We start from the raw sequence: 18,081 nt of genomic DNA, 5'->3' as shown, positions 1-18,081 counted from the left end.
GCTAGCTAATAATTGGCGCCTGCCAACCACCCCATATTGCATCTATCGTTATTGCGTCCCCCCAGAAGAGCCTCTTACGTGCCCATTACCTTCCAGGCCTTGTTTGCCCCCGACCGTCTCGCTTTGCAGTTCGCTATCAAGACGGTGCTTGGCGCTGGGCTGGCGTTGTGGCTGGCGCTGCGCTGGGGGCTGGAGCAGCCGTCATGGGCGCTGATGACCGCGATCATCGTCGCCCAGCCACTGTCCGGGATGGTGGTGCAGAAGGGGTTGGCACGATTGGTCGGCACGCTGGTAGGCACCGTCATGTCGGTGGTGTTCATGGGCCTGTTTGCCCAGGCGCCCTGGTTGTTCCTGCTGGCCTTGGCGCTCTGGCTGGGGTTGTGCACAGCCTGTTCGACGTTGCTGCGCAGCGCCTGGTCGTATTCGTTCGTGCTGGCCGGTTACACGGTGGCGATCATTGCCTTGCCGGCCATTTCCCATCCGCTGGGTGTGTTCGACCAGGCGGTGGCGCGTTGCACCGAGATCAGCCTGGGCATTGTCTGCGCCACGGCGGCCAGTGCCTTGCTCTGGCCGTTGCGGGTCGAGCGGCAACTGGCCGGTCAGGCCCTTGCTGCCTGGCAGAGCGGCATGCAGGCCGCCCGTGCGACCCTGGCTGGTGATGTCCAGGCGCGAAAAGGGTTGCTGGAAATTCTGGGCAGGATCGTCGCGGTGGATGCCCAGCGCGAACATGCCTGGTTCGAAGGCAGCCGTGGCCGACAGCGAGCCCGGGCCATCAGCGGCTTGAGCCAGAAATTGCTGATGCTGCTGCGCCTTTCGCGCTCGGTGCGGCGGCAGTGGAAACAGCTCGATCCCGAGGAGGCCGAGGCTCTCCAGCCATGGATGAACGAGGTACAGCAGGCCCTCGACGCCGACAGTGCGACCCTGCAAGCCTTGCGCCCCCGGGTATGGAATGCGTCTCACGATTCGCAGATCAGCTCGGCGCAAAGCTACTGCCTGGCGCGGTTCGCCTTGTTGCTCGATACCGCCCTGGCCGCCTGCGCAGCCCTGACGGCGGTGCAGGAGGGCCGGGAGGCGGCGGATCCACCGCGAACCCTGGCGCCTCATCGTGATCTGTCCCTGGCCATGGTCTTTGGTGCTCGCAGCGCGCTGGCGTTCCTGGCGGTGGCCTGTTTCTGGCTGGCGACAGCCTGGCCCGCCGCTTCGGGCGCGTTGGTGCTGACGTGCGTGGTGTGCAGCCTGTTTGCCAGTCGCGAAAACGGCGCGCAGATCGGCATGAGTTTTCTACGGGGCATTCTGTTGGCCGTGCCGACGGCGTTCGTGATCGGTGAGCTCCTGCTCCCGCAATGGAGCAGTTTCGCGATGCTCTGCATGGCCATGGGCGTGCCGTTGTTTTTCGGCGCGCTGGGTATGGCCAAGCCGCAGATATTCGCCACGGCGACGTCGTTCTGCCTGCATTTCGTGGTGTTGATCTCACCGCTCAATGCCATGAAGTACGACGTCGCGGCGTTCTTCAACAACGCCCAGGCCATGATGATTGGCGTGGGCGCTGCGGTACTGGCCTTCAATCTGCTGATTTTGCGCAACCCGGCCTGGCACAGCCGCCGCCTGCTGGCCGCGACCCTCCACGATCTGGTGCGCCTGACCCATCGCAGCCTGCGTGGCGCCGAGAGCTGGTTCGGCGGGCGCATGGCCGACCGGCTGCTGCAACTGGCGCGGCATTACCCTGAATTGCCGGTGCAGGCGCGCAGCCGCTGGGATGATGGTTTGCTTGGCCTGGACATTGGCGATGAACTGTTGCATTTGCGCCTGAGCCTGGCCGTCGCCCAAGTGCCTGATACCCGGGCTCAGCGTCGTTATTTCGAAGCGCTGGAACAGGTGCTCGAACACGGCCCGACCGGTGACCAGGCCGATGCGCTGGCCCCAGCGAGCGCCGAGTTCCTGAAAGTCTTGTCGACCCAGCCGCCCGGTGATGCATTGAAGCTGGCCCAGGGCGCGGTGGTGCAATTGCAAAACAGCTGGCGCGCCTGGTGCCACCAGCACGAACCTGAACGACGGGAGCACAGCCATGGGCTTGCGTGAGTGGTCGATTGGCGGGGTGTTGCTTAGCCCGTTCCTGATTTATGTGGTGCTGGCGTTGCTGGTGACCGGTGCGTTGCGCCTGTTGCTCAGCCTGGTGCCGGCCGGGCGCTGGATCTGGCATGAAGCCTTGTTCGACTGCGCCCTGTATGTCTGTGTCCTGACCGTTATTACCGTGGTCCTCGGGCCGCTATAGGAGTTGAACATGCGTACATCCGTACGTGTCGCCGTCACGCTGTGCATGGTGGCCGTGGCGATCTTCGCCGGGTTTCACTTGTGGCAGTACTACATGCTCACACCCTGGACCCGCGATGCGCGGATCCGCGCCGACGTAGTGGTGATTGCACCCGACGTGTCGGGTTGGGTGCGCGAGCTCAAGGCGGTGGATAACCAGCAGGTCAAGGCCGGCGATGTGTTGCTGAATATCGACCGTGAGCGTTTCGAGGCGGCCCTGGAGAAGGCTCGGGCGGTGGTGCAGACGCGTCAGCAGCAACTGAGCTTGCGCGAGCACGAAGCCAGCCGCCGCGCCGCCCTTGGGCCTCAGGCCATCAGCGCCGAGCTGCGGGAAAACGCCCAGATCAACGCCGGCATCGCCCGAGGCGAACTGCGCGAAGCCCAGGCCGAGGCCAAGGTCGCCGAACTGAACCTGGCGCGCAGCCAGGTCCTGGCCCCACGCAACGGCCACATCACCAACCTGCGCCTGGCCGAAGGCAACTACGTGAATGCCGGGCAGCCGGTGATGGCGCTGATCGACGACTCGACGTTCTATGTGCAGGCCTATTTCGAAGAAACCAAGCTGCCGAGGATCCGCGTAGGCGATCCGGTCAAGATCTGGCTGATGAGCGCCGGCCATGCACTGGAGGGCCATGTCGAGAGCATCAGCCGTGGCATTACCGACCGCAACACCAATCCCGATGCGCAGTTGCTGGCGGAGGTTGAGCCGACCTTCAACTGGGTGCGCCTGGCTCAGCGGATACCGGTGCGGATCAAGTTGGACAAGGTGCCGGAGGGGGTGAACCTGAGCGCCGGGATGACGGCGAGCGTGCAGGTGCGTGAAGACCATCAGTAATTGCCGCGCCGCGTTCCCTGTGGCGAGGGAGCTTGCTCCCGCTGGGGGCGAAGCCCCCCAAAAAAGCCACCGCATTTGAACTGCTCAAACGCGGTCGCTTTTTTTACGACGGCTTCGCCGCCGAGCGGGAGCAAGCTCCCTCGCCACAAGTGAGTTTGAATCAACCGACGGTGATCGCCGGCAACGTCGGCAAGGTCACGGTCTGCTGCTTGCGCGGTGCGAGGATTTCGGCCTCGCCGTCCACCACCAGCTCGTCGCGCTGGTTGAACACACGTGTGGCGATGCGCACACGGAATTTCGGCAGTTTTTCCAGGATCTCCAGGCGCACGGTCAGGGTGTCGCCGATTTTCACCGGTTTCTGGAAGCTCATCTGCTGGCCGATGTAGATAGTGCCCGGCCCAGGCAACTCGCAGGCTACCGCCGCGCTGATCAGCGCACCGCTGAACATGCCATGGGCGATGCGCTCCTTGAACATGCTCGCGGCGGCGAACTCGGCGTCCAGGTGCACCGGGTTGTGATCGCCCGACATCGCGGCGAACAGCTGGATGTCACGCTCTTCGACAGTCTTGCTGTAGCTGGCGGTCTGGCCGATTTCGAGGGCTTCGTAAGGGGTGTTGGTAACCTGGGTCATCTGTTTCAAATCCTGTGAAGGAGTAAAGGATAAATGCTGCAAGCCTACTCGCTGCGTGGCGGCCGCTTGTGGCTCAGGGCCTGGGCAATCCAGGCCAGCACGTCGGCGGTCACTTCATCGCGGTTGGTTTCATTGAACAGTTCGTGTCGGGCCTGCGGATAAATCGTCAATTGCAGGTGCCGGATGCCGGCGTCACGCAAGGCGTCGGCCAGATCCTTCAGACGCTTGCCTTCGCTCACCGGATCACATTCGCCACCGATCACCAGCAGGGGCAGGCCCGGATCGATCTGGGCGAGATTGGACGCTTTGCTGATTTGCTGCAACCCGCCGAGCAGGTCGACCCACAGTTGATTGGTGCAGCGAAAGCCACACAGCGGGTCGTGGACGTACTTGTCGACTTCGACCGGGTCACGGCTGAGCCAGTCGAAGGGGGTGCGCGTGGGTTTGAATTTCTTGTTGAAGCTGCCGAACGACAGCCACTCGATCAACGCGCTGCGCCCCGTGGCACCCTGGCGCCAGCGTTCGAAGCGGGCGATCAGGCGAGCGCTGCGGTAGAGCGTCACCGGCTGAAAGTTCGAGCCGCTGAGAATCGCCCCGTGCAGGCTGGCGCTGTGATGCAATAGGTAACCCTGGGCGATGTAGCTGCCCATGCTGTGGCCCAGCAGCAGGATGGGGGTATCGGGATATTGCTGGACGATATGGTGGTTGAGGCTGGCCAGGTCGCCCACGACCTTGGTCCAGCCGTCCTCGTCGGCAAAATGGCCGAGAATCGCTTCCTCGCCGCTCTTGCCATGGCCGCGCAGGTCCACAGCGCAGACACCATAGCCTTCGTCGCACAGTGCCTGGGCCAGGCGGGCGTAGCGGCCGCTGTGTTCGGCCATGCCGTGAGCCAGCATGATCACCGCCAAAGGGGCGGTTTCGGGCAGCCACTGGTTGACGAACAGGCGGCTGTGGTCGGTCGCGGTCAGCCAGAACGTTTGGTGGATCATGGCGATTCCTTTGCACAAAGTCAGACGCAGCGTCGCTGCATTGTATAGCGCATCCGCTGCGTCTCGCCTGATCAGGCTATGCCATGGCAAGAAGATTCACACAATCTATGACGCAGGTTGCCATATTTGCCTGATTGGCCATAGCTGCTAGTGTCCCAGGAGCTCCGCCTCTGCAAGCGATACAGAGGCGGCCCGGACATGCTCAGGTAAAGAGGACAAAAACAATGCAGCCTGATTTCTGGAATGACAAACGCCCGGCCGGGGTGCCCCTGGATGTTGACCTTGGGGCCTACAAGTCGGTGATCGAGGTGTTCGAACGTTCCTGCAAGAAATTTGCCGACCGTCCGGCGTTCAGCAACATGGGGGTGACCCTCACCTATGCCGAGCTGGAGCGCTACAGCGCGGCTTTCGCCGGCTACCTGCAAGCCCATACCGACCTGGCGCCAGGTGATCGAATCGCGGTGCAGATGCCCAACATCCTGCAATACCCGATCGCCGTGTTCGGTGCCTTGCGCGCCGGGCTGATCGTGGTCAACACCAACCCTTTGTACACCGCGCGGGAAATGCGTCATCAGTTCAAGGACTCCGGTGCCCGGGCGCTGGTGTACCTGAACATGTTCGGGCAGAAAGTCCAGGAGGTGTTGCCCGATACGGACCTGCAGTACCTGATCGAAGCGAAGATGGGCGACCTGATGCCCACCGCCAAGGGCTGGCTGGTCAACACGATGGTGAGCAAGGTCAAGAAAATGGTCCCGGCCTATTCGCTGCCCCAGGCCATTTCCTTCAAGAGCGCCTTGCGCCTGGGACGCGGCCAGGGCATCAAGCCGCTGAAAGTCAGCCTCGACGATATTGCGGTGTTGCAATACACCGGCGGCACCACCGGGTTGGCGAAGGGCGCGATGCTGACCCACGGTAACCTGGTGGCCAACATGCAACAGGCCCGGGCCTGCCTGGGGCAGCTCGGCGATGACGGCCATCCGCTGTTGCGCGAGGGCCAGGAGGTCATGATCGCACCGCTGCCGCTTTACCATATCTATGCGTTCACGGCGAACTGCATGTGCATGATGGTGACCGGCAACCACAACGTGCTGATCACCAATCCGCGGGACATCGGTGGTTTCATCAAGGAACTGAAGAACTGGCGTTTCTCGCTGCTGCTGGGGCTCAACACGTTGTTCGTGGCCTTGATGGACCATCCGGATTTCAAGACCCTGGATTTTTCCAACCTCAAGGTCACCAACTCAGGTGGCACGGCGCTGATCAAGGCCACCGCCGAGCGTTGGGAGCAGATCACCGGGTGCGGTATCACCGAAGGTTATGGCCTGACCGAAACCTCACCGGTGGCCAGTGCCAATCCTTACGGCGGCAAGTCCCGGCTGGGCACGGTGGGGATGCCGGTGCCGGGCACGCTGATGAAAGTGATCAACGACGATGGCGTCGAGCAGCCCCTGGGCGAGCGCGGCGAGCTGTGCATCAAGGGCCCGCAGATCATGAAAGGCTACTGGAACAAGCCTGAGGCCACGGCCGAAGTGCTGGACCACGAGGGCTGGTTCAGGTCCGGCGATATTGCGGTGATCGACCCGGACGGTTTCGTGCGCATCGTCGACCGCAAGAAGGACATGATCATTGTCTCGGGCTTCAATGTGTACCCCAACGAGATCGAAGACGTGGTGATGGCCCATCCCAAGGTGGCCAACTGTGCGGTGATCGGCGTGCCGGACGAACGCTCGGGGGAGGCGGTGAAGCTGTTCGTGGTGGCGCGCGAAACCGGCGTCAGCCTGGAAGAACTCAAGGCCTACTGCAAGGAGAACTTCACCGGCTACAAGATACCCAAGCACATCGTGTTGCGGGACTCATTGCCGATGACCCCGGTGGGCAAGATCCTGCGGCGGGAGCTGCGGGATATCGCCTGAGGCCAGAGAGGTCCAGTAGAACCCCCTGTGGGAGCGAGCTTGCTCGCTCCCACAGTTTTTTGGGTATCCAGGGCGATTCAGATGAGGTTTGGTATTTTTACTCTAAAAATGACTATGAGGTATTCATGAGTCATGTTTGTGACTGTGGGGGCTGCTTTTGGCTCTAGTCGGCCCCCGGCAAAGCTGCTACTCTCGGCGCGCTTTTGTGACTTCTCGGCCTTGATTCAAGCCAGATTCACCAATAAACACACACCAATAATAATCGCATCAAATGCGGTGAGAATTCGCGTTGCTGAGGAGTGGGCTTCCATGATTGAAGACTTTTGGAAGGATAAGTACCCAGCTGGGATTGCTGCCGACATCAATCCAGACGAGTATCCGAATATTCAGGCGGTGTTGAAGCAGTCCTGCCAACGCTTTGCCAACAAGCCGGCATTCAGCAACCTCGGCAAGACAATCACCTACGGTGAACTCTACGAGTTGTCCGGTGCCTTTGCCGCGTACCTGCAACAGCATACCGATTTACAGCCCGGCGATCGAATCGCCGTGCAGTTGCCCAACGTTCTCCAGTACCCGGTGGCCGTGTTTGGTGCGATCCGCGCCGGGCTGATCGTGGTCAACACCAACCCGCTGTACACCGCGCGGGAAATGGAACACCAGTTCAATGACTCCGGGGCCAAGGCGCTGGTGTGTTTGGCGAACATGGCGCACCTGGCCGAGGCCGTGGTGCCCAAGACGAGCGTCAAGCACGTCATCGTCACCGAAGTCGCCGACCTGCTGCCGCCGCTCAAGCGCCTGTTGATCAATAGCGTGATCAAGTACGTCAAGAAGATGGTCCCGGCCTATCACTTGCCCAAGGCCGTCAAGTTCAACGACGTGCTGAGCAAAGGCCACGACCAACCCGTGAGCGAAGCCAACCCCACCAGCGACGATGTCGCCGTGCTGCAATACACCGGTGGCACCACCGGCGTGGCCAAGGGCGCGATGCTCACCCACCGCAACCTGGTGGCGAACATGTTGCAGTGCAAGGCGCTGATGGGCTCCAACCTCAATGAAGGTTGCGAGATCCTGATCACGCCGCTGCCGCTGTACCACATCTATGCTTTCACCTTTCATTGCATGGCAATGATGCTGATCGGCAACCACAACATCCTGATCAGCAACCCGCGTGACCTGCCGGCGATGGTCAAGGAGCTGTCGAAGTGGAAGTTCAGCGGTTTCGTCGGCCTCAATACGCTGTTCGTGGCCCTGTGCAACAACGAAGCCTTTCGCAAGCTGGATTTCTCGGCCCTGAAAGTCACCCTGTCTGGCGGCATGGCCCTGCAACTGGCAGCTGCCGAGCGCTGGAAAGCGGTGACCGGCTGCCCGATCTGCGAAGGTTATGGCATGACCGAAACCAGCCCGGTGGCCACCGTCAACCCGATCCAGAACATCCAGATCGGTACCATCGGCATCCCGGTGCCGTCGACGCTGTGCAAGGTGATCAATGACGCGGGCGTCGAACAGCCGTTGGGCGAAATCGGTGAACTGTGTGTGAAAGGGCCGCAGGTCATGAAGGGCTACTGGCAGCGCCAGGACGCCACCGACGAGATCCTCGACAGCGAAGGCTGGCTCAAGACCGGCGACATCGCGGTGATCCAGCCGGACGGCTACATGCGTATCGTCGATCGCAAGAAAGACATGATCCTGATCTCCGGTTTCAACGTGTACCCCAACGAACTGGAAGACGTGCTGGCAACCCTGCCGGGCGTGCTGCAGTGCGCGGCCATCGGCATACCGGACGAGAAGTCCGGCGAGGCGATCAAGATCTTCATCGTCGCACGACCGGGTGTCACGTTGACCAAGGAGCAGGTGATGGAACACATGCGTGCCAACGTCACCGGCTACAAGGTGCCCAAGGCCGTGGAGTTCCGTGATGCCTTGCCGACCACCAACGTGGGCAAGATCCTGCGGCGCGAGTTGCGGGATGAAGAGCTCAGGAAGCTGGGGCTGAAAAAGTAAAAGCTTCTAGACGAAAGCCCCGCAGAAGCGGGGCTTTTTGTTGGGCGATGACCTGAAGCGATACCGCCTTTGTGGCGAGGGAGCTTGCTCCCGCTGGACGCGCAGCGGCCCCTTGTGGAGTGTCAGTTGGATCGAAGGGGGCCGCTGCGCAGCCCAGCGGGAGCAAGCTCCCTCGCCACAGGTGATCTGGTGCTTCTCGGGTCCGGTTACAACCGGAACTGCGCAAAATCCAGGTTAGTACCACCTGGTCGCATGTCCTGCAGGTAGGAATCCTTGTCGGCGCTCAGCTCCAGGCTCAGGGCCGCCTTGCGCTTGCCCTGGTTGCGCACTTCCAAGCCTTCCATTTTCTCGCGCATGAACACGGTCGGCACCTTCAGGTGCAGCAGCTCATCGGTGGCCGGCGTGTGCAGCAGCAGGTGAATCCATTCGTATTGACCGATGGCCAGGCGCGCCACCGGGATATCGAACCAGAAGATGTTGCGGTTGCGGTTCAATTCGCTGAAGTGGCAGTTGTTGACGCCCAGTACGGCGCCGCCCAGTTCCTGGTTTCTGCGGGCGATGGCCTGCTTTTTATCGAGTTTCATAACGTTCCTACGGGGTTGGAGCTTCAGGCCGCAGCCTGAATACGTGGGGCATTCTCGGTGGTTGCCGGGCAAACATAAAGCCCCGCCTGTAGGAACAATGAAACTTGGCTTGGCAATCGCCGGTCAATTCAGCGTCGGGCATGAAAGACGAAATTGATCCAACGTCGCCAAACAGGCTACTTTGTTGTGATAACGGCCCCCTGAGTCGCCAAGCGACCCCCTTTTTTTGCGGCGAAAGGAGACGCACATGATGTTCCCGGCCTTGAAAGGCTTACCCTTGCATCGTGTGATGATGCGCACCGTGACCGAGTTTCTCGACGACGAGATGTCGACCTACGCCTCGGCATTGGCCTACCAGATGCTGTTTTCGCTGTTTCCTTTCATTCTCTTTTTAATCGCGTTGATCGGCTTCCTGCACCTGCCGGACTTCTTCTCCTGGCTGCGCCTGCAATCGGAACTGGTGCTGCCACCCCAGGCCCTGGAGCAGGTCAACCCGGTGATCGACCAGCTCCAGCAATCCAAGGGTGGATTGTTGTCGGTGGGTATCGTCATTGCGTTGTGGACCGCCTCGGCAGGCGTGCGACTGATGATGAGCGCGATGAACGCCGCCTACGATGTGGTGGAGGGCCGCCCGGCCTGGAAGCGTTTTCCGCTGTCGATCTTCTACACCGTCGGTATCGCCGGCATGCTGCTGGCCGCTGCGGCGTTGATGGTGCTCGGGCCACAGGTAATGGGCTGGATTGCGGCCCAGGTCGGCTTGGAGGAGTTCATCGTCACGCTCTGGACGATCGTGCGCTGGCCGGTGATCGTGATCTTGCTGATGGTGGCCGTGGCGCTGATCTATTACGTGATGCCCGACGTCAAGCAGGAGTTTCGCTTCATCACGCCGGGGTCGGTGCTGGCAGTGGTGGTATGGATCATTGCCTCCCTGGGCTTTGCGTTTTACGTCAAGACCTTTGCCAACTACAACGCCATGTATGGCAGCATCGGTGCGATCATCGTGTTGTTGCTGTATTTCTATATTTCTTCGGCAGTGCTGCTGCTTGGTGCGGAGATGAATGCGGTGATCGAGCACATGTCCACCGAGGGCAAGAACCCGGGGGAAAAGAGCGCCGGCGAGCACGAAAAACAGCATGTGTCGGGCCTGGGCCGCGACCATTCCATCCCTCATCCCCACCCTGACGAAGCCCGACCATGATCCGTGACATCCTGAAAATGGGCGACGAACGCCTGCTGCGCATCGCCCCGCCGGTGCCCACCGAAATGTTCGACAGCCCAGAATTGTGGCAACTGATCGACGACATGTTCCAGACCATGGAAAGCGTCGGCGGCGTCGGCCTGGCGGCGCCACAGATCGGCGTGGACTTGCAACTGGTGATCTTCGGCTTCGAGCACAGCGAGCGTTACCCCGACGCCGAGGCGGTGCCCCAGACCATCCTGATCAACCCGCTGATCACCCCACTGGGCCCGCAGATGGAAGAGGGGTTCGAAGGTTGCCTGTCTGTGCCGGGCCTGCGCGGGGCGGTCGAGCGCTACCAGGACATCCGCTACGAAGGCTTCGATCCCAAGGGCGAGCCGATCGTGCGTTACGCGTCGGGCTTTCATGCGCGGGTGGTGCAGCATGAATGTGATCACCTGATCGGACGCTTGTACCCGTCGCGTATCAGTGATTTCAGCAAGTTCGGGTTTACCGAGGTGATGTTCCCGGACCTGGACCCCGCGGCCGACGATTGATACCCCACCGAACCCTGTGGGAGCTTGCTCGCGATTGCAGTGTGTCAGTGGGCATTGATGCAACAGACCTGACGCTATCGCGAGCAAGCTCGCTCCCACATTGGATCTATGTCAGGAAGGGCGCGAAGGCTCCCACCCCATCGCAATCATCGGCTTGCTACGCGCATATCGGCTCAGGCGCTCAGCCATCGCATAGGGCAGTTCAGGGTCGAAGCTGAACCCGCGCCGCTCATAAAAGCCGCGCAAATCCGGGTGGCAGAACAGCCACACCGGCCCTTCAACGTCTTTCACCGCTTCAGCGATCAACCGTGCCGCGATCCCTTGTACGCGGTACGCCGGGTCGACGAACAACCCCGTCAACCAATGCCCGCCCGACACCGGTCGCAGGCACAGGGCGGCGACGATCTCATCCCGCCGCGCCACCCAAAGCTGCGCGTCACGCACCGCTTTCATCGAGGATTGGTGGGCGCGATAAAACTTATTCATCAGCGGCCAAAGCGATTCTTCGAGCGCTGCGTAATGGATTTCGGACATGACAGGGTCGTGGGCGATAAGGGGAGGGCGATTATAAAAGAACGCAGGGGCGGCGATAGGTGTATACCTGACTTCACATCCCGTATGAGTGGAGTACGTATCATGGCCAAAGGCATGGATTCAAAAAAAGCGGCAAAGAAAAAACCGGCGAAGACTGCCGATGAAAAGCGCGCCGACAAAAAAACCAAGAAGGTGAACCTGTTCGGTCATTGAGCCGACACTGCCTCGGTTGGCCTCAGGTTTGAGCTGGGGCGCTAACCCCAGCTCAAACGCTCCGCCATGTGCCGAGGCTCAAAGCGAGGCGAGAAACATGTCAGTGGCCGAGGCTTTGTCGTCGGTGCGGCTCTGCTGGGCCTTTTCCACTTGTGCCATCGCCGACTTGTCCTGCATGCGCTGGGCAATCTCCTGGCTGACCGCCATCTGCTTCTCGGGCGGCATCGCCTCGAACTCTTCCTCAGTAATGCCCATCTCTTCGAGAATGCTGTCGCGCAGGCGCTCTTCGGGCGTCTTGCTCATGTAGTCCTTGAATTCTGCTGTCGCAGAACCTCCAAGCGTCGTGGTTTCTTCGGATGCGGGTGAAGCAACAGTCTGCAATTGCACGCGGGTCTTGGCGAATGCCTCGTCGACGTTGTCGCTGATGGCGGTGCTCGCATTGACCTGTTGCGTGGCTCGTTTGGTGAAGGAGTCCTGGACTTGGGCAGCGCCCTGGCTGGCCTGGACCTGGACGTTATCGCGCAAGGCCTGCAACGCGGCACTTTGCAGGCCGCTGGCGGCTTCGGCGGTGGGATCTTCGCCCGGGCGTTTGAGCGGTAAGACCATCGCTTGCTGTTTTGCACTGACCAACATGATGAACACCTGTGGGTAATGGCTGAGCGATGGGCAGGAGCAATTCCCATGCCGCCCTCGCAAGGTCCGTATTCCAAGGGGTGTGGACGAGCGCGCGACGAGCGGGGCGGCCAACCCTTGCCGTCGGACGGCATGGATCGACCGCTTGAACGTGGCGCCTCAGGTGCTTTCGCGAACCTTGAGTTCGAAACCCAGGTCCACCACCGGCTGCGCGATGCGGTTGCCGGCCATCAGCGTCAGCATTTGCTCGGCGGCGCGGCGGCCGATGGCTTCCCGTGGGGTGCTGATGCTGCTCAGGCGCGGCACCATGTGGGCCGAGGCAGGCAGGTCGTTGAAACCGAGGATCGACACCTGCTCGGGAATCTTGATGCCGCAGCGCAATGCTTCGAGCAGGGCGCCGTGGGCCAGGTCGTCGTTGCCGAAGAAGATTGCGTCAACGTCCGGATGACTGGCCAGCAATTGCAGGAACAGCTCGCCGCCCAGGCCTACCGATGACGGACGCGGGGTCAGCAGTTCCAGGTCCGGGTCATAGCGGCCGGCTTTCTGCAGGGCGCGGCGAAAACCTTCGCCACGCAGCAGGGTGCGTTGATCCAGTTGCGCGCCGATGTAGGCCAGGCGCTTGCGGCCTTTGGAAATCAGGTGCTCAGCCGCCGTTTCGCCGGCCTTGAGCTGGGAAAAACCGACGCAGTTGAGCCCCGCGCCGGGGTCCAGTTCCATCATGTACACGCAGGGAATGTTGCTGGCCTCGATCATGCGTCGGGCGCTTTCGGTGCGGTCGAAACCGGTCAGCAGCAAACCACGCGGCTGATAGGCCATGTAGTTGCGCAGCAGGTCTTCTTCTTCGTCCCGGGAGTAGTGATAGTTGCCGATCACCACTTCGAAACCCTTGGGGCGCAGCACCCGATGAATGGCTTCCAGGGTGTCGATGAACAACAGGTTGGACAACGACGGCACCAGCACCACCACCGAATGGCTCTGGGCCGAAGCCAGGGCGCGGGCGGCGGGGTTGACGACGTAGTTGAGCTCCGAGGCGGCCTGGCGGACTTTTTCCACCAGATCGACGGCTACGGTGCTGACGCCGCGAAGGGCACGGGAGGCGGTGATGGGGCTGACACCGGCCAGGCGTGCGACTTCGTTGAGCGTAGGGCGACCGGTGGTGCGAGTATTTTTATCGTTTTTAGGGGCGGTCATCAGGGCGGCTTGCCAAACAAAAATCAAGGCACTAAGGTAGCGCTGTCTCGACGCGGCTGCAATTGCGTAAGTGGGGTTTGCCTGATCCCCCGTGTGCCGGTGTCGTGAACGAACATGCTGCAACCACAAAAATGACAAGAAGGCGTCGGCAACTTCTGCTTTTGCTGCGGTGTCATAACTGGCAAAGGTAGCGCTGTCTGCGCGCTGAGGTGTTACATGAATAATCCCATCACCGCCCTGGTCATCATGGGCGTTGCCGGTTGCGGCAAAACTTGCGTCAGCCAGGCGCTATGCGAGTTGAGCGGCGCCACTGCCATTGAAGGCGACACTTTCCATCCTGCGGCCAACATCCAGAAGATGAGCGCCGGTATTCCCTTGAACGACGACGACCGTGCCGGCTGGCTCGACAGTCTGTGCGATGAGTTGCGCCGTGTCGATGCCATGGGCGAGCGCCCGGTGCTGACCTGCTCGGCCCTCAAGCACAGTTATCGCGAGCGTCTGCGCAGTGCCTTGCCAGGCCTCGGCTTCGTGTTCCTTGAATTGACCCCTGAAGTGGCCGCCGACCGGGTTTCCCATCGTCCCGGCCATTTCATGCCGTCGACGTTGATCGACAGCCAGTTTGCCACCCTGCAATCCCCTGTCGGCGAGCCCCTGACCCTGGCTCTGGATGCGTCCAGCCACAGCGTTGAAGAGTTGGCACATCAGGCTTACGTCTGGTGGTTGGACCATGGTTTGAAGCTTGCTGGCTGAGTTTCAAAAAATTTGCGTCAGAAAGATAGCGCTACCCCGACGGCTAACCAATAACTGCTTCAATAACAACAACAAATCAGGAGACACCTCCCATGTTTGGCATGTCCCACGAGACGTTCCTGCTGCTCGATGCAGTGGTCACGGTGATCGGACTCATCATCCTCATCACCAAGTTCAAATTCCACCCGTTCATCGCACTGACCATCGCCGCCGCGTTCCTCGGCCTGACGTCGGGCATGCCGACCGGCACCATCATCAAGGCGTTCCAGGACGGCTTCGGTGGCGTGCTGGGCTTTGTCGGCATCATCCTGGCGCTGGGCACGATGCTCGGCAAAATGATGGCCGAGTCGGGCGGGGCCGACCAGATCGCCCAGACCCTGATCCGCGCCTTCGGCAAGGACAAGGTGCAGTGGGCCATGATGTTCGCCGCGTTCCTGGTGGGCATTCCGCTGTTCTTCGAAATCGGCTTCGTGCTGCTGATCCCGCTGGTGTTCATCGTTGCACGTCGCACCGGCGTGTCGATCATCAAGATCGGTATCCCGTTGCTGGCCGGTCTTTCCGCCGTCCACGGCCTGGTGCCGCCGCACCCGGGGCCGCTGCTGGCGATTGGCGTGTTTGGCGCCGACATTGGCAAGACCATTCTCTATGGCCTGATCGTAGCGCTGCCGACGGCCATTATTGCCGGGCCGATTTTCGGTACGTTCATTGCCAAGCACATCCCCGGCCATCCGAATCAGGAACTGGTGGACCAACTGGCGCGCGAGACGGACTCCACAGAACTGCCAAGCTTCAGCATCACCCTGATCACCGTGCTGTCGCCGGTATTCCTGATGCTGCTCAAGACCTTCGCTGACGTGGCGCTGCCCGATGGCAACCTCTTCCGCGCCTGGATGGACATGATCGGCCACCCGATCTCGGCGTTGCTGCTGGCGTTGCTGCTGTCGCTGTACACCTTCGGCTACAAGCAGGGCATCGGTTCCAGCCAGATGCTCAAATGGCTGGACGCCAGCCTGGCGCCGACCGCCGCGATTATCCTGATCATCGGTGCGGGCGGTGGCTTCAAGCAGATGCTGGTGACCAGTGGTGTGGGTGACGTGATCGGCCACATGGCGGTGAGTGCGCAGATCTCGCCGATCCTGCTGGCGTGGCTGGTGGCTGCGGTGATCCGCATTGCCACAGGCTCGGCGACAGTGGCGACCATTACCGGTGCCGGGATCGTGGTGCCGGTGGTGGGGATGATGCCGGGTGTGAACCGTGAGCTGCTGGTGCTGGCGACCGGTGCCGGTTCGTTGATCCTGTCCCACGTCAACGACGCGGGCTTCTGGTTGGTCAAGCAGTACTTCAACATGACCGTGGCCGAGACCTTCAAGACCTGGACCGCGATGGAAACCATCCTGTCGGTGGTGGGATTGATCTTTATCCTGTTGCTGTCGCTGGTGGTCTAACCGCAACACACCATGTGTGGCGAGGAGCTTGCTCCCGCTCGACTGCGAAGCAGTCGCAAACGGCTACCGCGATTCATTGGAATGCAGCGGTGGCCGCATTGGGGCCGCTTCGCGGCCCAGCGGGAGCAAGCTCCCTCGCCACAACGGGTTCTTGTCTCAGCCGTTGGTTTTGTGAACCAAGCCATCGGCCCTGAACATCCCACGGATCCCACGTACCGCCTGGCGAATCCGGTCCTGGTTTTCGATCAGCGCGAAGCGCACGTGATCATCCCCATATTCCCCGAACCCCACCCCCGGCGAGACGCAGACCTTGGCTTCGGCCAACAGCTTCTTGGCAAATTCCAGTGAGCCCAGGTGGGCATAGGCTTCGGGAATCTTGGCCCAGACGTACATCGACGCCTTGGGGTTTTCCACCATCCAGCCCAGTTCATGCAGCCCCTTGACCAGTACGTTGCGGCGCTGGCGGTACTGCTCGGCGATGTCGCGCACGCATTGCTGGTCGCCTTCAAGGGCGGCGATGGCAGCCACTTGCAGCGGCGTGAAGGTGCCGTAGTCGTGGTAGCTCTTGATCCGCGCCAGGGCGTTGACCAGTTCCGGGTTGCCCACCATGAAACCGATGCGCCAGCCAGCCATGTTGTAGCTCTTGGACAGCGTGAAGAACTCCACCGCGATGTCTTTCGCGCCGGGCACCTGCATGATCGACGGGGCTTTCCAGCCGTCGTAGACGATGTCGGCGTAGGCCAGGTCGTGGATCACCAGGACGTCGTACTGTTTGGCCAGGGCGATGACCCGTTCGAAGAAATCCAGCTCCACGCACTGGGCGGTGGGGTTGGAGGGGAAGCCGAGGATCATCATCTTCGGCTTGGGAATCGAGCCGCGGATGGCCCGCTCCAGTTCAGCGAAGAAATCCACCCCTGGCACCAGCGGCACCGAACGGACTTGGGCGCCGGCGATCACCGCGCCGTAGATGTGTATCGGATAGCTGGGGTTGGGCACCAGCACCGTGTCGCCCTGGTCCAGGGTGGCCAGCATCAGGTGGGCCAGGCCTTCCTTGGAACCGATGGTGACAATGGCTTCGGTTTCCGGGTCGATGTCCACCTCGTAGCGATCCTTGTACCAGCGCGAAATGGCGCGGCGCAGGCGCGGGATGCCTTTGGAGGTGGAATAGCCGTGGGTGTCTTCCCGCTGGGCGACGGTGACCAGTTTTTCCACGATGTGCGGGGGTGTGGCGCCGTCGGGGTTACCCATGCTCAAGTCGATGATGTCTTCGCCGCGCCGACGCGCAGCCATCTTCAGCTCGGCAGTGATATTGAATACGTAAGGGGGGAGTCGATCGATGCGCGCAAAGCGGCGCGGCGAACCTTGTTCGGCCATTGTTGCCTCGAGATACGTGAGCGCCCGGAACCGTCCGAGCGACGTTGGCCACTGCGGTGGCCTGCGGCGCAAGATAATCGGGCGGATGTCGGATTGTCCAGTAGCCGCGCGCAACTATTTTCGACGACACTGTCGACCTTGCCACGCAGCCATCAACGCCGGCTGCGGGCCGTTGAATTCGCTGTAGCCCAATCGAACGGAATGAATAATGGAATTTTCCAGCGGTTTCCTGCTGAGTCTCTCCCTGTGCCTGGACATAGGCGTGGCCAATATCGCAATGATCACCCTGGCGATGCAGCGCGGTTACTTCCAGGGTTTCGCCTTGGGCCTGGGCACCTGCGTGGGCGACCTGATCTACGCCGTCCTGGCCTTGGCGGGCATGACAGTCCTGCTGCAATACGAGGCGGTGCGTTGGGTGCTGTGGCTCGGTGGCTCGGTGCTGTTGCTGTATTTCGCGGCGAAGATGATCCATTCGGCGATTTATCACAGCGCCGTGCTCGCCGAGGCCGGGGAGGTGCAGGGCAGTTCCTCGCGCCAGGAGTTCTTTCGCGGGATTTTCCTGGCCATGTCGTCGCCCAGTGCCATCCTCTGGTTCGCTGCGGTGGGCGGTACACTTATCGCGCGTTCGGGTGGTGGCACCTTGCTCAGCTCGGCGCTGTTCCTCAGTGGTTTTCTCTGCGCCGGATTGTTGTGGTGCGCGGCCCTGTGCCTGGCGGCAACCCAGGGTGGCAAATTGTTGGGGGATAAACTGCTGCGTTACTCCTATTGGGCATCCGCCGCGATCTTCTGCTATTTCGCGGTGTACGTGATCGTTTCTGGCTACAACGAGTTTGTAGGAAAAGCTGTCGCCAACGCCTTGCCTGGAATCTGACAGGCGAAACGACCCTGGTAATCACGGTTTGGCTTCTATACTGCCAAACCCGACTTCACGTTTTGCTGGAGTG

17 protein-coding genes are annotated in these 18,081 nt (G+C 61.2%); 10 read left to right on the top strand and 7 right to left on the bottom strand.

Going from position 1 to position 18,081, the window contains the following annotated elements; all coding sequences use genetic code 11:
• Positions 1 to 78 precede the first annotated feature (78 nt).
• Genes BLT00_RS11885 through BLT00_RS11875 form a run of 3 tightly spaced genes read left to right on the top strand, consistent with a single transcriptional unit; the run spans position 79 to position 3,145 of the window.
• The gene (locus tag BLT00_RS11885) at positions 79 to 2,079 is read left to right on the top strand and encodes an FUSC family protein (RefSeq protein WP_092144252.1); all 2,001 of its coding nucleotides are present in this window, start codon (positions 79 to 81) and stop codon (positions 2,077 to 2,079) included.
• Entirely contained in the window at positions 2,066 to 2,272 is a 207-nt protein-coding gene (locus BLT00_RS11880; RefSeq protein ID WP_003198565.1) for a DUF1656 domain-containing protein, read from the top strand. Before BLT00_RS11885 ends, BLT00_RS11880 begins: the two co-directional genes overlap by 14 nt.
• Before the next feature lie 9 nt (positions 2,273 to 2,281).
• A complete protein-coding gene (locus BLT00_RS11875; protein ID WP_092144254.1) occupies positions 2,282 to 3,145 on the top strand; it encodes an efflux RND transporter periplasmic adaptor subunit in 864 nt (287 codons plus the stop codon).
• A 160-nt stretch (positions 3,146 to 3,305) separates the two neighbouring features.
• Here the strand turns inward: BLT00_RS11875 and BLT00_RS11870 are convergent, their stop codons facing one another.
• Positions 3,306 to 3,776, bottom strand: a complete 471-nt coding sequence (locus tag BLT00_RS11870; protein ID WP_014336929.1) for a MaoC family dehydratase — start codon at positions 3,774 to 3,776, stop codon at positions 3,306 to 3,308.
• A 44-nt stretch (positions 3,777 to 3,820) separates the two neighbouring features.
• Positions 3,821 to 4,765 (bottom strand): alpha/beta hydrolase, encoded by a 945-nt coding sequence (locus BLT00_RS11865; protein WP_092144256.1) that lies wholly within the window; start codon positions 4,763 to 4,765, stop codon positions 3,821 to 3,823.
• 224 nt (positions 4,766 to 4,989) lie between these two features.
• Here BLT00_RS11865 and fadD2 point away from each other — a divergent pair, with 224 nt between their 5' ends.
• The gene (gene fadD2, locus BLT00_RS11860; RefSeq protein WP_063322625.1) at positions 4,990 to 6,678 is read left to right on the top strand and encodes a long-chain-fatty-acid--CoA ligase FadD2; all 1,689 of its coding nucleotides are present in this window, start codon (positions 4,990 to 4,992) and stop codon (positions 6,676 to 6,678) included.
• A gap of 309 nt (positions 6,679 to 6,987) precedes the next feature.
• Positions 6,988 to 8,679 (top strand): long-chain-fatty-acid--CoA ligase FadD1, encoded by a 1,692-nt coding sequence (fadD1, locus tag BLT00_RS11855; RefSeq protein ID WP_092144258.1) that lies wholly within the window; start codon positions 6,988 to 6,990, stop codon positions 8,677 to 8,679.
• A gap of 206 nt (positions 8,680 to 8,885) precedes the next feature.
• Here fadD1 and BLT00_RS11850 read toward each other — a convergent pair whose 3' ends face one another.
• The gene (locus tag BLT00_RS11850) at positions 8,886 to 9,263 is read right to left on the bottom strand and encodes a hypothetical protein (protein ID WP_092144260.1); all 378 of its coding nucleotides are present in this window, start codon (positions 9,261 to 9,263) and stop codon (positions 8,886 to 8,888) included.
• 247 nt (positions 9,264 to 9,510) lie between these two features.
• On the opposite strand from BLT00_RS11850, the gene BLT00_RS11845 reads away from it, so the two are divergent.
• Together BLT00_RS11845 and def are read left to right on the top strand one after the other, a co-directional pair.
• The gene (locus tag BLT00_RS11845; protein WP_057448927.1) at positions 9,511 to 10,461 is read left to right on the top strand and encodes a YihY/virulence factor BrkB family protein; all 951 of its coding nucleotides are present in this window, start codon (positions 9,511 to 9,513) and stop codon (positions 10,459 to 10,461) included.
• A complete protein-coding gene (gene def, locus BLT00_RS11840) occupies positions 10,458 to 10,997 on the top strand; it encodes a peptide deformylase (RefSeq protein ID WP_063322623.1) in 540 nt (179 codons plus the stop codon). The genes BLT00_RS11845 and def overlap by 4 nt, the downstream gene beginning before the upstream one ends.
• A 111-nt stretch (positions 10,998 to 11,108) precedes the next feature.
• Here the strand turns inward: def and BLT00_RS11835 are convergent, their stop codons facing one another.
• The 3 genes from BLT00_RS11835 to BLT00_RS11825 all read right to left on the bottom strand — a co-directional run bounded on the left by BLT00_RS11835 (position 11,109) and on the right by BLT00_RS11825 (position 13,568).
• Complete coding sequence (locus BLT00_RS11835; RefSeq protein WP_092144262.1) at positions 11,109 to 11,531, bottom strand: GNAT family N-acetyltransferase; 423 nt, start codon at positions 11,529 to 11,531, stop codon at positions 11,109 to 11,111.
• 291 nt (positions 11,532 to 11,822) lie between these two features.
• A complete protein-coding gene (locus BLT00_RS11830; RefSeq protein WP_092144264.1) occupies positions 11,823 to 12,377 on the bottom strand; it encodes a hypothetical protein in 555 nt (184 codons plus the stop codon).
• Positions 12,378 to 12,536: 159 nt separating this feature from the next.
• The gene (locus BLT00_RS11825) at positions 12,537 to 13,568 is read right to left on the bottom strand and encodes an HTH-type transcriptional regulator GntR (RefSeq protein WP_063322620.1); all 1,032 of its coding nucleotides are present in this window, start codon (positions 13,566 to 13,568) and stop codon (positions 12,537 to 12,539) included.
• 216 nt (positions 13,569 to 13,784) lie between these two features.
• On the opposite strand from BLT00_RS11825, the gene BLT00_RS11820 reads away from it, so the two are divergent.
• Positions 13,785 to 14,318 carry a gluconokinase gene (locus BLT00_RS11820; RefSeq protein WP_063322619.1) on the top strand — a complete coding sequence of 178 codons (534 nt, stop codon included), beginning with the start codon at positions 13,785 to 13,787 and terminating at the stop codon, positions 14,316 to 14,318.
• A 92-nt stretch (positions 14,319 to 14,410) separates the two neighbouring features.
• On the top strand, positions 14,411 to 15,763 hold the full coding sequence (locus BLT00_RS11815; RefSeq protein WP_092144266.1) for a GntP family permease: 1,353 nt from the start codon (positions 14,411 to 14,413) through the stop codon (positions 15,761 to 15,763).
• 156 nt (positions 15,764 to 15,919) lie between these two features.
• Here BLT00_RS11815 and alaC read toward each other — a convergent pair whose 3' ends face one another.
• Positions 15,920 to 17,137 (bottom strand): alanine transaminase, encoded by a 1,218-nt coding sequence (alaC, locus tag BLT00_RS11810; RefSeq protein WP_063322617.1) that lies wholly within the window; start codon positions 17,135 to 17,137, stop codon positions 15,920 to 15,922.
• Between the two features lie 208 nt (positions 17,138 to 17,345).
• Here alaC and BLT00_RS11805 point away from each other — a divergent pair, with 208 nt between their 5' ends.
• Positions 17,346 to 18,008: a LysE family translocator gene (locus BLT00_RS11805; protein WP_063322616.1), complete on the top strand. Its 663-nt coding sequence runs from the start codon at positions 17,346 to 17,348 to the stop codon at positions 18,006 to 18,008.
• Positions 18,009 to 18,081 lie beyond the last annotated feature (73 nt).

Origin of the sequence: Pseudomonas sp. NFACC51 (assembly GCF_900103575.1) — a bacterium.
Lineage (GTDB): Bacteria > Pseudomonadota > Gammaproteobacteria > Pseudomonadales > Pseudomonadaceae > Aquipseudomonas > Aquipseudomonas fluorescens_Q.
Note: the sequence above shows the minus strand (reverse complement) of the source record. Positions and strands in the feature narration are given on the sequence as shown.

Excerpts from the sequence above, each read along its gene's own strand:
- BLT00_RS11880 (WP_003198565.1), top strand. The coding sequence starts at position 2,066 with ATGGGCTTGCGTGAGTGGTCGATTGGCGGGGTGTTGCTTAGCCCGTTC.
- BLT00_RS11875 (WP_092144254.1), top strand. The coding sequence starts at position 2,282 with ATGCGTACATCCGTACGTGTCGCCGTCACGCTGTGCATGGTGGCCGTG.
- BLT00_RS11870 (WP_014336929.1), bottom strand. The coding sequence starts at position 3,776 with ATGACCCAGGTTACCAACACCCCTTACGAAGCCCTCGAAATCGGCCAG.
- BLT00_RS11865 (WP_092144256.1), bottom strand. The coding sequence starts at position 4,765 with ATGATCCACCAAACGTTCTGGCTGACCGCGACCGACCACAGCCGCCTG.
- fadD2 (WP_063322625.1), top strand. The coding sequence starts at position 4,990 with ATGCAGCCTGATTTCTGGAATGACAAACGCCCGGCCGGGGTGCCCCTG.
- fadD1 (WP_092144258.1), top strand. The coding sequence starts at position 6,988 with ATGATTGAAGACTTTTGGAAGGATAAGTACCCAGCTGGGATTGCTGCC.
- BLT00_RS11850 (WP_092144260.1), bottom strand. The coding sequence starts at position 9,263 with ATGAAACTCGATAAAAAGCAGGCCATCGCCCGCAGAAACCAGGAACTG.
- BLT00_RS11845 (WP_057448927.1), top strand. The coding sequence starts at position 9,511 with ATGATGTTCCCGGCCTTGAAAGGCTTACCCTTGCATCGTGTGATGATG.
- def (WP_063322623.1), top strand. The coding sequence starts at position 10,458 with ATGATCCGTGACATCCTGAAAATGGGCGACGAACGCCTGCTGCGCATC.
- BLT00_RS11835 (WP_092144262.1), bottom strand. The coding sequence starts at position 11,531 with ATGTCCGAAATCCATTACGCAGCGCTCGAAGAATCGCTTTGGCCGCTG.
- BLT00_RS11830 (WP_092144264.1), bottom strand. The coding sequence starts at position 12,377 with ATGTTGGTCAGTGCAAAACAGCAAGCGATGGTCTTACCGCTCAAACGC.
- BLT00_RS11825 (WP_063322620.1), bottom strand. The coding sequence starts at position 13,568 with ATGACCGCCCCTAAAAACGATAAAAATACTCGCACCACCGGTCGCCCT.
- BLT00_RS11820 (WP_063322619.1), top strand. The coding sequence starts at position 13,785 with ATGAATAATCCCATCACCGCCCTGGTCATCATGGGCGTTGCCGGTTGC.
- BLT00_RS11815 (WP_092144266.1), top strand. The coding sequence starts at position 14,411 with ATGTTTGGCATGTCCCACGAGACGTTCCTGCTGCTCGATGCAGTGGTC.
- alaC (WP_063322617.1), bottom strand. The coding sequence starts at position 17,137 with ATGGCCGAACAAGGTTCGCCGCGCCGCTTTGCGCGCATCGATCGACTC.
- BLT00_RS11805 (WP_063322616.1), top strand. The coding sequence starts at position 17,346 with ATGGAATTTTCCAGCGGTTTCCTGCTGAGTCTCTCCCTGTGCCTGGAC.